Source organism: Nostoc flagelliforme FACHB-838 (assembly GCF_014698065.1).
In the GTDB taxonomy this organism is placed as follows: domain Bacteria; phylum Cyanobacteriota; class Cyanobacteriia; order Cyanobacteriales; family Nostocaceae; genus Nostoc; species Nostoc flagelliforme_B.
This window is the reverse complement of record NZ_JACJSI010000187.1, coordinates 1-11882: the sequence shown is the minus strand read 5'-3', so window position 1 is coordinate 11882 and position 11882 is coordinate 1. Positions and strand designations below refer to the sequence as shown.

The 11882-nt window shown below is 42.2% G+C and carries 11 protein-coding genes; 1 reads left to right on the top strand and 10 read right to left on the bottom strand.

Features of this window, described 5'->3' with window-relative positions; all coding sequences use genetic code 11:
- Positions 1-122 precede the first annotated feature (122 nt).
- From H6G97_RS36305 to H6G97_RS36295, 3 genes are all read right to left on the bottom strand, one after another.
- On the bottom strand, positions 123-1742 hold the full coding sequence (locus H6G97_RS36305; RefSeq protein ID WP_190945471.1) for a sensor histidine kinase: 1620 nt from the start codon (positions 1740-1742) through the stop codon (positions 123-125).
- 128 nt (positions 1743-1870) lie between these two features.
- Positions 1871-2359 carry a hypothetical protein gene (locus H6G97_RS36300; protein ID WP_190945469.1) on the bottom strand — a complete coding sequence of 163 codons (489 nt, stop codon included), beginning with the start codon at positions 2357-2359 and terminating at the stop codon, positions 1871-1873.
- Between the two features lie 764 nt (positions 2360-3123).
- Positions 3124-3429 carry a hypothetical protein gene (locus H6G97_RS36295; RefSeq protein ID WP_190945467.1) on the bottom strand — a complete coding sequence of 102 codons (306 nt, stop codon included), beginning with the start codon at positions 3427-3429 and terminating at the stop codon, positions 3124-3126.
- Between H6G97_RS36295 and H6G97_RS36290 the strand changes: the two genes are divergently transcribed.
- Positions 3423-3674, top strand: coding sequence for a transposase (locus H6G97_RS36290; RefSeq protein WP_242055752.1), 252 nt, complete (start codon positions 3423-3425; stop codon positions 3672-3674). The two genes, H6G97_RS36295 and H6G97_RS36290, sit on opposite strands and share 7 nt — an antisense overlap.
- A gap of 242 nt (positions 3675-3916) precedes the next feature.
- On the opposite strand, the gene H6G97_RS36285 is transcribed toward H6G97_RS36290, so the two are convergent.
- The 7 genes from H6G97_RS36285 to H6G97_RS36260 form a co-directional block, all read right to left on the bottom strand.
- A complete protein-coding gene (locus H6G97_RS36285) occupies positions 3917-5527 on the bottom strand; it encodes a serine hydrolase domain-containing protein (RefSeq protein WP_190945465.1) in 1611 nt (536 codons plus the stop codon).
- A gap of 735 nt (positions 5528-6262) precedes the next feature.
- Positions 6263-7039 carry an SDR family oxidoreductase gene (locus tag H6G97_RS36280; protein WP_190945463.1) on the bottom strand — a complete coding sequence of 259 codons (777 nt, stop codon included), beginning with the start codon at positions 7037-7039 and terminating at the stop codon, positions 6263-6265.
- 212 nt (positions 7040-7251) lie between these two features.
- A complete protein-coding gene (locus H6G97_RS55580; protein ID WP_338421918.1) occupies positions 7252-8451 on the bottom strand; it encodes a hypothetical protein in 1200 nt (399 codons plus the stop codon).
- Entirely contained in the window at positions 8361-9707 is a 1347-nt protein-coding gene (locus tag H6G97_RS55575; protein ID WP_338421917.1) for a plasmid replication protein, CyRepA1 family, read from the bottom strand. Before H6G97_RS55575 ends, H6G97_RS55580 begins: the two co-directional genes overlap by 91 nt.
- A complete protein-coding gene (locus tag H6G97_RS55570; RefSeq protein ID WP_338421916.1) occupies positions 9655-10455 on the bottom strand; it encodes a DUF3854 domain-containing protein in 801 nt (266 codons plus the stop codon). The genes H6G97_RS55575 and H6G97_RS55570 overlap by 53 nt, the downstream gene beginning before the upstream one ends.
- 374 nt (positions 10456-10829) lie before the next feature.
- Positions 10830-11555: an alpha-ketoglutarate-dependent dioxygenase AlkB family protein gene (locus H6G97_RS53475; RefSeq protein ID WP_242055750.1), complete on the bottom strand. Its 726-nt coding sequence runs from the start codon at positions 11553-11555 to the stop codon at positions 10830-10832.
- Complete coding sequence (locus tag H6G97_RS36260) at positions 11552-11755, bottom strand: hypothetical protein (protein ID WP_190945461.1); 204 nt, start codon at positions 11753-11755, stop codon at positions 11552-11554. The genes H6G97_RS53475 and H6G97_RS36260 overlap by 4 nt, the downstream gene beginning before the upstream one ends.
- Positions 11756-11882 lie beyond the last annotated feature (127 nt).

The following is an 11882-nucleotide window of genomic DNA, read 5'->3' as shown; positions in this document are numbered from 1 at the left end:
TTCTGATTGCTTTATATGCTGCCCCATTTTCTCCACCAGTTGTTTGATGCTGGCTGGAGTCTTTTCCCAATCTGAGTCGGAAATTTCAATTCCGTAGGCGAGGCAGTTTTCATCCATGCCTCTTAATCTACCATCTCAGTAACCCATTTTTGACTGTAGCGTTTCTTATCCTGTGAACGGTTACCAATCTGGTAGCTAATGGATAAGCCCAAGCCTGTACCTTTGCCGATAGGCTTAGTCGTAAAGAAGGGATCAAAAATGCGCGTTCGTACTGTTTCAGGTATCCCCGGCCCATTGTCTGCGATCGCAATTTGTACCTGATTATCAGCCTTCACTTGAGTTGAAATCCAAATTGTACCAGGCTGTGTTTGTAGATTGGCTTTCATCTGCTCTAAAGCAGATTCTTCCAAAGCATCGATCGCATTCGCCAGTAAGTTCATGAATACCTGATTGAGTTGTCCGGCATAGCATTTAACTAAAGGCAATTGACTGTAATTTTTAATTACTTCAATTGCAGGAAAATCTGGTCTTGCCTGGAAGCGATGTTGCAAAATCAGCAATGTATTGTCAATGCCTTGGTGAAGGTCAACAGGCTTGGATTCAGATTCATCAAGGCGGGAGAAGTTACGCAAAGATAAAACAATTTGTACAATCCGTTCAGTGCCAACTTTCATTGATTGCAGTAGCTTGAGCAGGTCTTCATTTAGAAAGTCGAGTTCCACCTTATCCAAAATTGTCTGGAGCGTTTGGGGTGGATTAGGGTAGTGCGCCTGATACGCCTGAACTAATTCCAGCAGGTTTTGAGTGTAGTTATCAAGATAGGTAATATTGCCATGAATAAAACTCACAGGGTTGTTAATTTCGTGGGCAACTCCAGCAACCAGTTGCCCCAGACTTGACATCTTTTCAGTTTGGACTAGTTGAAGTTGAGTTTTGTGAAGCTGAGTTAAAGCTTGCTGAAGTTCTGTTGAACGCTGCTCTTTTTCAGTCAGCAGTGTTTTCACACGTTGGATCAGATCATTGAATGCAGCTGCTAAGATGCCTGTTTCATCCTTGGCGATCATAGGAACTTGCAAGTCAAAGTTGGATTCTCGGGTTACTTGCTGTGCGACTGCTGTCACTAATTGCAGTGGTTTAGCAATGCTACTCGAAATTTGCCACCCCAGGCTCAATGCCAAAATAATACAGCTTAAACTCGTGACACCAATCACCACCATCGTGGGTCTGGCTTGGGCAATTGCTTGCTCATAAAGCGATGACCATTCTAGAATAACAGCACCATTGATCTGATTTTGGTCATTCTTGAGCGGAGTGACAATGAGTTTAATTCCTTGTGGATAATCAACACTCTTTTCCAAAAAGGTTTTAGTCTTGCCAAACTGCATCGATTGGTGGATTTCATTGCCTGTATCATGTTCAAAAGTAGTACCGATATTTTCAGGCACGGCATCCGCCAAAATTAGCTTCTGCCGATTGACTACCACGAGGTCGCGTTTTTGTAGACTATGTAGTAAATTTACGTAGTGTTGCAGTTCGTCTGAATGTTCAAGGGTAATAGATTTTTTATCGTAATAAGCATCATGAACCATAGAAAGGGCAAGCGCTTGGGCAACATGTTCAGCTTCGGCAATCGCCAAAGTTTCAGCAATTTTTTGGCTTTGGGTAATTGAAACCGTACCAACAATACTTGTTAATAAGGAAACACTAACAAAACTTCCAACCAGTTTGTGAGAAATTTTCATTGCTATAGCTCAACCATAACCGCATCAACATAAAGTTAGTCTTCCCAGATCATCGGAATTTCTTGAACTCCATGCCGCCCCAGGGCAAACTCTAAATATATATTGACGAGCCAGGATTTGAGTCGAATTCAGCAATATCCTTTGATGTGAATAACTCGGTAGAGTATTTTTGTGAAAGTGCGGTTAATGTAAGCGATCGCCTCAACGTTCTTCCAGCCGGGAGGAAGATAGTCGTAACTCTTGACCCCACCAAGCAGTTTGGGAATGGTCAAGTGTTTAGTAGTAGATTTGACTGGTGTAATGGTACTGCCATTGCCAGTACTCAAGGGTTTAACTGTAGGCTGTTCCCTTGCCAGGACGGTGATTTGGGTCGCTGTACCGTTGTTACTGCTGGTTTGTAGTGTGATTGACTCAGTAGGAGTACGAGTGTAATATGTTTCAACAAGTATGGTAGTAGTTAAGGTATCGGGCTGACCGATACCATTACTTAATTGTGCAAGTTTAGAATCATTTTGTGTCCTATTTGTGGACATTTGGTCAGTCACTAACCCAACTTCCCCACCCCAGAGTTCTGGTAGCGATGCCTCCGGCAACGTCAAAGACGAACGCTCAACCACTTCCCGCAAGGGCGATGTACCTGTGGCAGAAATCCCCAGTCTTCAAGGGAACACAACAAGCTAATATCTGCACACGAAAAGCTGCTGTTTCCGTGCCCAGTGGATTTATGCTGTTTGGCCAAATTTTGATAACCATTGGTTTAGATGCATTCAGCCAAGGGTGTTGCATTGGGCTTGGTTGATTGCGTCTAATCTTTGTATAGTGCAGCTTTAAAAGTTTCTCGCTCTTTTTGCATAAATTACAAGACTTGAACTGAAGAGTATTACATAGCGAACGAATTATATGTAAAACATGGACAAGCTTTTAAAAGTCCTTTATTTAATTCCCCCTTTGAAGCGCTGCTCTGGACTCCTTGCCCCAGGGCAGTTTTTTTGTATAGGTAGGCAAAATACAGTTTGCACCCACTGCCAACAATCGAGTTACACATGCAGTGCGTTGTTCACTCGCTGTAACCGGAATATTGCGCTAGAGTCCGTAAAAGCGTTAATCTCAAGTGTAGCAAGCAGAAACCCTGATCCCCAGTAAAACTCCTAGTACAGGGATTTAAGCAATGGCAAAGATTCAGCAGACTTGGCAACGTAAGCTGCGCTTTTATCCTTAAAGGTTGTTTGAAAAGGGTCGGCTTGAGCTTCAAGTGCGACTCAGAGGCGCGATCTCAAATCCCAAAACTCCGATTCTCTCGTGGCAGTTTCCCCGTAGCCAGAGTAGTTAAACACACACTTAAGAATTTTTTAAATATCCTCTGAGGCAGTAGTCCAACATTTTAATTCTTTTGGGCAATATGAAAAGCCGAAATATATGAAAGTTTAAGCTGTCCTCCAAAGTCATTATCTATTCGTTGCTTTAACCCGGCAAATAGCAATTCTTTTTTTTGTGGTTCTAACTTTAAATACGGTGAATAAGTATTTAACAGAGTTAAATATTCATCTGAGCTATAGATTACTTCAGATTTAACTTGTCCAAACTTCAAGTCTTTAAATTGCCTAGAATCAATTATCATACTCCCTAATTGTTTGAGGATTTCTTGTTGTGTTTCATCATCAGAGCTAAAATCAATAATAAATGCCATACTCCAGTAGCTTAACCGACAAAGAGTGGGAAATCATTGAGTCACTCCTGCCTCAAAAGAAGAAAACTATACCCCCAAAGTGGACAAAGCGTCAAATCTTGAATGGCATCCTTTATCAACTAAAAAATGGTTGCAACTGGGACGACCTACCGAAAGATTTACCCCCCTACTCCACCGTATTCTGGCCCTACGAAACGGTTGCATGGAAAATTGTAAAAGCCTGCTCAAGAACTTTGGGATCATAGTTTTGCTCCTTTCAAAATACTTTGTGCCGACATGAATAACTGTTAGAAGAACAAAATTCAACTGTCTAAACATTACATTTTCAGCCAATAGTTAATACAGTTAGCATTAATGTTATTCAAGCTCTTAAAGAGTGTTAATACTTTTGTTCAATAATCAAGCATATATTTGTGATATTTCTGCATTTTTCAACACTGTAACTTCATTTAATAGTCGAATATGCCTTGTTACTGATCCGGATTATTCACTGTTTGCTAAAATAGAGTTTTCGTACCCTGTTACAACAACGATATAAACCCATAATTCGACCTTCTTTATCTCGGACAAATTCAAACTTATCTACATGGTTAAGATATATAAGAAAAAGGTTTTGTCCAGCAACTCTAAGATGAAATGGTGGATAGCCTTTGCTCTTAATATATAATTTACTATTTGCTAAAATTATTTTAAAGCTAGAATCTAATTCAGCAGCATAATAAGTTCCCAGATAACCTGTCAACGAATCTCTTGGAGAATCTAGCATTTTTTCAAGAGTAGAAGTTTTAATACTATTGTTAATATTTACTTTCACTATCATTTCAGGAGAATCCTTACAAAACTCAATAACATAGTCAATTTCATTATCAATAGATTGAAAATGGTTGATATCAATTGGAACAAGTTGAAAATACATCCATGCTAGTTTAGCCATTAATTTTTCATCTTTTATTTCTAACTCCCATATACTTTCAGTCGTGGGGTTATAGTAAAATCCAGTTTTGAGATGTAGTTCCTCTATAGGTAAAAGAATAGGGCTAGTAGAACGCGAAATAGGTTTAATAATATCCTCAATAAAGTACTTCTTTAAATATATGTCGGCCACTGATAAAGCTAATTTAGTTGGGTTAAGCGTACTTAAATTAGCCAGACAAATAACAGAAAATTGGTGTTCGGGAAATCGAATAAAGTCACTCCGATAGCCCGTCCATGAGCCTCCATGCCTAATTGTTTTCAAGCCGCCGTAATTGCCAATCTGCAACCCAAACGAACCTGATATAACTTCGCCATTATTGAGTTTGCGTGGAGTAGTTACCTCTTCAATTAAATCTTGTCCGTGCCCACCTAAGATATTATGGTAGAAGTTTTGATCCCAAAGTACTAAATCTTGGATTGTGGTGTAAAGTTGTCCGTCTCCACAGAAATCGTGAAAAGACATATCTATCTGGAAACCACCTCCGTCTTTCGGAGCGTATCCATTGGCTCTATTTTCCACAATTTCCTTGAAATTATCGTGAAAATGGGTATTCTTCATTTTTAATGGGGCAAAAATATGTTCTTGAGCGAATACACGTAAAGATTTGCCAGAGACACGTCTGACAACTTCTGCTAGTAAAATGTAACCAGAATTGCAATATGATTGCTCGCTTCCCGGCTCGAAATTTAAGCTTTGTTGCCGAGCAATTAAGGCAATAATTTCTTCATTTAAATAGTTGTTTTCAAATATCATTCCCGCAAAGAAGATTAGAATTAAATAGTCGCGCAAACCACTGGTGTGTTCGATTAAATGACGGATAGTAATGGAATAATTATATTGAGGGATTTCTGGAATATATTTCTGCATTTCATCATCTAAGTTCAGCAATTTTTGTCTAGCTAATAAAACGATACACATTGCTGTGAATTGCTTAGAGTTAGAAGCGATATCAAAGACAGAATTAGGGGTTAGGGGAATGTTATATTCCAAGTTAGCCATTCCATAACCATGTTGGTAAATTATTTGCCCATTTTGAATAATAGCAATAGCACAGCCAGGTGAATTAGGTTTATCCCACTGAACGAATAATTCATCAACTTTAGCAGGATTATCGTAACTCAATTGATTTCTCCTTTTCTCTGCAAAAAATAATAATTGTGATTTAACACTCTCGTTTAAACTACTCCGTTGCTCAAATACTCGACTTAGAGCTTGTCAAGTAACAACCTTGCCTCTTTTTGGCTAGAAATGCTTTCTCAGTAAACTTTCCAGATAATAAATTGTAAAAGTTGTTTCTTGACAGGCTCTTAGCTAAGTTTTTAAACTATCCAAATTGTTCATCAAACAATCTTATTAATAGTCGTCTCATTACTAAGTAGGTCAGTGCTGTGAGCCAAGGATTTTGGGCTATTTTACCTTCTTGTATTGCACCTAAATATACTTCTTCAGTCTGAGAATCTAGGGACTGTAACCTTTTCTTTTTTTTCAGCAAGCCCTACTTAAACCGACTTTTAAAAACTGAAACTTCAAAAATGCCTTTATGGGTGGTCTGTTTGTCGTAGTAATCTTCAACTATTGACCCTGACGGTGTTATTTATGTTTCCAACAAAGGCGATCGCCCAAACCAAGTACGCTTCTAGGGTTTGGCGCATTGGCTGTTCATTCGCTTAAGGGGCGCAAGAGAACTGCTACAAAACAAAACTAAAGCAATTTTTTAGCTTTTACCCCATCCAGCACATCCGATTAGGAGCAGATGCTGCCACTTGTCCAAATATTTGAGGTTCATTGATAACCCGACTACTCTGTTTATCACAGCAGCATAAGAGCAATTTGGCTGGAGATAGCCCGTACAAATAATCAAACTCCACCTCCTGTAGAGTTGATTACTTGTCCAGTTACCCATTGTGCGTCATCTGTTACTAACCAACCAATTAAACGGGCTGCATCTTCGGGTTGCCCCCATCGCCCTTGAGGGTTGGCTCTTAAAACTGACTCATAAAGTTCACTATTTGCGTAGCCTGTATCTGTTGCTCCTGGATTTATGGCATTGACCGTGATCCCGCGCCCTATTAGATAAGCTGATAACGAAAGTGTGAGTTGATATAATGCACCTTTAGATGCAATGTATGATAGTTCCTCTGGCATCGGATTGAGATGCTGCCCAGAGGTGAGAAGAACCACTCGACCAGCAGAACAACCACTATGTTGAGCAGCGAATGCTTGCACTAATAATAACGTTCCTCGGACATTAACTTGCAAATGCGTGTCAATTTCTGCTGCGGTCAGTTGCTCCAAATTTCCCATCTTACTGTAGGCATGATTCGCAATCAAAATATCGATGTGTCCAAATGTTTGAACCGCAGTACCCATAATTTGACCTGGTACAGCAGGATCGAGAAAATTTCCTTGGGCGTGTGCAATCCGAGTACCATGCTTTTGAAGCAGAGCAATCAATGCAGAAATTCCATCAGGATCGGCTCCCCACGTTTGAGTAGCATCATAGGGTGAATAAGAGTGAATGAAAACGTCTGCACCCAACATTGCTAATTGTTGCGCGATCGCAAATCCTATTCCTTTACGCCGACTTACACCTGTAACTAGGGCAACACGACCTTTCAACACTGCTTCAGGCACAACTAGAAAACCTCTGTACTTTTGAACGTACTACTAATGTAACTTTTAATGCTTCAGAAACAATTCTCAAAGCCTGCCTGAATCTTAGGGGAGTAAACATCATCAGGTGAAAAAACTAATAAACATACTCCTGTTTTGTCATTTTGGGAGAATGTAATAGCTTGAATGGTCACGGAGTCTAGCTTTTGGCTATAAATTTGTGAGGATATTGCCTACACCACCGCCAACCAATCGCACACCACAGACCTACACTCGTCTGCAAACTTAACCCAAATCTGCCACTGCCCAAGGTATGCGTTCCAGTAAGGCTCCCCATCAGCAACGCCGACAGCCTCACCTACCTTGGAGATTAACTCGCTGTAGGAAGAGCCAATACTGTCCAAGCCTTGCTGCAATTTCAGTTTCAACCCTTTCCAGGTTTGTCCTTGGGGACTGGACACTACTTCTTCTAATATTTGGGAGTTTGTGTCACTGATGGGTGTCGATAAAACTATATTATTAGTGACTGACACCGATTCCCTTGAAAACGCTTCATCCCGATTGAACCAGTGGCGAAAAATCGAATCACGCTCGTCATCAGGGGCAACAAACCGATAAACGCACTCCCGATTTTCACGCTTGCCCAATCGACCAACATAATCCAGTTTCAAATCAATTTTCGCAAGTAATTTCTGTGCGATTGCAATCGGCGTAAGTTTTTCTGAGATACTGACATTCAAGTAATTCTTGATAACGTGCCGATGCGTTACAGCCAGCGCTTTAAACTCCACCATTTTCTCATCAGTTCCACGTAACTGAACATCTGGTGTAAGAAACTGCAACAGATTCAGATTTTCGAGTAACAACACGGCAGGTAATAACTGCCCCTTGTTAAAATCTGGTTTCCAAATCGAATTCTCTCCCGCCTCTAACTGCGATGCAGCTCTTTTGGCATCACGGGTTGTCAAAAACTTTCGCCCCAGCGTCAAATAGTAGTGCATTCTCAGTTGAGGATACCAGCCGTCGTCATCTTTCTCCACAAGCTCAGGGGTAACATCAACTTCATAGCGACGGGACAATTCAGCCTTGCGCTGCTGATGTCGTTCGGTTTTCGTTTTCGCCCTTTTATCTTGCAGTTTTTTCAGTTCGGTTGGGGAGAGTTCATCAGAATCTGCGATCGCTTTACACTCCGCAGTATACAATTCAACAGATGCCGCCTTAACCGACTCAATTACTGCCCCACTCTCATCATCATCAGCATCGTCAGCATCGATAACGGTGTACCCATCTTCGACCAAACCCGCAAGCACAGACTCTCGATAACGCCTCATCTCAACGTTGATTACAGAACCACGCTTGCCCCAAGTCTGCAATGACTCTGGCTGAAAATTCTGGTCAACATAGCTGTAGTCATCATTGTCCGCCGCCGACAATAGCGCAATGTTAGCCTGTGTAGCAACGTGTTTCTGAGTAATCCTCCTATGGATGTGGAGCCATTGCCTACAACCGACATCCCCCACTCTCTAACCCAAATGTGGCGGTCAACAGTTTCCCTAACCCTTGCCAACATCTGACGCACAGAGTTAACCGGCTGCACTCCCTGAAATATTCCCCAAACACCATCAAAATGTCCTCGAATGTCGATGGATACTCCAGTTTCTAAACTTGGGGAGGCGATAACCAAATCGTACTGGGTGAGAATTTCGTTCAGGTGAGCGATACAACCGAAAGCCGCATGAGAGGGATCAGCAACAGATTCGCTGTCAATTCTCAGGATTCGCAGGTGTGGGTATTTCCGGCGAAAACGTTCTTCCAATGCTTGAGTTCCCCACTTAGACTTAGCCTTTTGAGCAGAGCAACATAATAAATGATGCCCCCCTTTGGCTATCGCTTTGTCGAGTGCAGCGATGAGATTCTTCGGGTTACTGCCAGAATAGTTGTAACAGTTTCCAGCTACGTGCCGATAGTTGTTGACGATGACGAACGGATTAACTCGATATTCACCAGCGAGTGATAAAACATACTTTACATCTGTGTCGGAAACATCGGCACTGGACAAGTAAATCTTTCCCTGACTGCTGCCTAAAACATTCTGTACCAGTTGTTTGAGATTTTTTAGAACGGACACCCGACGCTTCTGCACTTCAGTACCAGAGTTGAGCAAATGCCAAAAAACTTGGTCGCATTCGTCAATAATAATGACATCATTTGACCATTCATTGGGATTGAATCGCGCCTGACTTTCCTGATGCAGCGAATCCACACACACGCCATATCCCAACAATGTGCCTGTTTCATTCGTGCGGACTTCGGTAACATAGTTAACACCAAACCGATTACACAATGCCTCACCTAGCTGGATGCGATGAGTGATAATTAATACCCGTCTCTCTTGGTCGTGTGCTTTCGCTACCTCAGTTGCCAACCATTCGGTTTTACCAGTACCTTTTGGAGCTTTGAGGATAATCAGTTTTTCGCCTTCGGGGACGAGAAGCTGGCCCAAGAATCTTTGATTGAGTGCGATCGCTGGCGGGTAAGTCAACAAGGTAAACAGCTTAATCTCCCACAACTCCAGTGCAACAGCCGTATTGTAGAGTGCATCAAATGCCGGCTGACCGTGAGCAACAATAAAATCATCAACCCCTTTCTCTGCCCCTAATGGTAAATCCTCGCAGCGAACAACCCTCATTTACCAGCAGCCGTCCCATGCGACTGATAGCGGTTCTGACACGTTGGACTGTCTCAGGTTTGTTGTCCTGGTCAAAGCAGATGTTAACCTGTCTCCCAAGAGTTGCAAAGTGTTTCAAGTCGGGGATGAGGTATGGTTTACCGATGGCAGTACCGTACTCATCAGTAGGTGTGCGGTATCCAGCGTTTACTCCCGGAATTGCGATCGCTGCATAACCAGCAGTCAGTAACGCTCCCGCTTTTTTGACACCTTCGACGATTGTGACTGGTACATTATGCTTCCATACCCAGTGCCAAAAACCCCCAGGATGCTGTAGGTCTTCTTCGGTGATAGGGATACCGCTACGATTAGAAACTTTCACCCAAATGCGATTCGGTAATAAAAGGAAGAAAGCGCGTGTCTCTTCTCTGTAAGGATGCTCGTACTTGATGAATTTGTGGATCTTTTGGCGGTCGCGTCTGGGATGGTCGGGTTTAAAGCAGCCCCACATCATCAGCACGTAGTTGTTGAGGGGGTCAATGCCATTGCACCACCAGCCGCCTAGTTCAATGTGCTGGTACTTCTTTAAATCGCGATCGCGTAATCGTCCATCGTTACGACGGGAGATTTTGGGACTGTAGAGCAGATATTCGTAGGGCAAAGTCCCAAAGAGCGAACGCACATCCAGCGCAATGATTTCTTCATCAACCCCGCTACTGAGCCACTCTTGTAGGTGCTTGGCTTGAGAATCGGTCGGTAAAAATGTCATATTCCCTCCAATATTTTGACGCATGAGAATTTTGCGGTATATGGTCATACCGCTTTTAAGGTTTGTTACGCAGACACGGGTTAAAGGACTGTTGTTTTTAGTTCAGCCGTCAGATGAGAAATATCTTGTTAGTTGGAGTGATTGGCTTTAAAGCAGACATAATAGTACATCTGAACTAAGCGAGAATATAATACACCATTTTGAAAAATTGGATTGAAACTCAAAACAAGCTGCCTTCTTCAGATCCTTCTCCCTGTATGCGGTCGAAAAGTCAAATTAATACGTGTGCTAACCACTTTGTTGGTCTTGGGAACTTGGTGAAGATGTATAGACTGACAGCCTGGGTGCATCACGAGTAAACTGCCGTGTTCGAGCTAGAAATCCGTTGGTTTGCCGCCGATGGGTTTTATCTGGAATTTGCGACATGAACCCAGACTGACGGATGCGATCGCAGGGTTAAATCCCATTGATGGCTCGTTGTCAGAGTGCCAGCCGATAGAATCTTGGCCACTCCTATACTGATTGCCGATGACGATGCGGAAGCTGTAACCAGTGGCAGATGTAATCCTATCTCGCAGTTGGGCTAGCGATGAAGTCCAAGGTAGTGGTTTGAGTAGTACGCTCTTGGAGTAGAGGTAATCACAGCCTTCATCCCCGTAAATACATTCCAAACGAGGTACAGGCATAGTTTTACCCAGCATCCTGATTTGATTTTTTTTCCATTGCAGTTCTTGGCAATGTTGATAGAGTTCGTCGGCTTCCTCCTTGTTCAAAAATTCTGGATAATAGTTGACTGGTAAAGTAGGAACAGATTCGGGAAATAAGGATAGTATTGCATCCATTTGGTAATCAGCCGCTTTATGTGGATCAATATCGTTCGTCCACATTTGCTTGGTGTAGGGCCACACTCTGAGTAAAGAAGCGATCGCCCCCATCCCTACACAAGGCTCACCAATGACACCAGATAACGGAACATGGCGCAGTAGTTCTGTAGTGAACCATGAAGGAGACTCATAAAAGTTCAGAGGATGCCTACCAACAGCTTCTCCTGTAGATTTAGGAGAGTATGGTTGTGGTGTCAGCAGTTGTGCAACAGTCATAAACTTTGTCCCGCTTGTTTGACAACTTGAGCGCTGATTGATTCAAAATCCACTTGAAAAATGTTCATATCAATCAGCATCTCGCCACTGTTATAGCGGTCTACAATATGCTGCTTAATACCTGATTCTGAAAGCCCATCGGGGATATCAATGTGAGCTTTACTAATAATCTTTTCGGTGACTGTAACAATGACTCTCATGTTGGTTATGCCAAATGCCAAATATGAAAAAGTGTTTAACGTGGCGATTGCGACTTGTTTAATAGCGATCGCTTTTATCTCCAAGGTGTAAAATTATTCCATTGAAACCAGCTTGAGCCAGAATTAG

Bases quoted from the DNA above. Each gene is read 5' to 3' on its own strand.
- H6G97_RS55570 (WP_338421916.1), bottom strand. From the start codon at position 10,455: ATGACATTTTTACCGACCGATTCTCAAGCCAAGCACCTACAAGAGTGG.
- H6G97_RS36295 (WP_190945467.1), bottom strand. From the start codon at position 3,429: ATGGCATTTATTATTGATTTTAGCTCTGATGATGAAACACAACAAGAA.
- H6G97_RS55575 (WP_338421917.1), bottom strand. From the start codon at position 9,707: ATGAGGGTTGTTCGCTGCGAGGATTTACCATTAGGGGCAGAGAAAGGG.
- H6G97_RS36305 (WP_190945471.1), bottom strand. From the start codon at position 1,742: ATGAAAATTTCTCACAAACTGGTTGGAAGTTTTGTTAGTGTTTCCTTA.
- H6G97_RS36260 (WP_190945461.1), bottom strand. From the start codon at position 11,755: ATGAGAGTCATTGTTACAGTCACCGAAAAGATTATTAGTAAAGCTCAC.
- H6G97_RS53475 (WP_242055750.1), bottom strand. From the start codon at position 11,555: ATGACTGTTGCACAACTGCTGACACCACAACCATACTCTCCTAAATCT.
- H6G97_RS36290 (WP_242055752.1), top strand. From the start codon at position 3,423: ATGCCATACTCCAGTAGCTTAACCGACAAAGAGTGGGAAATCATTGAG.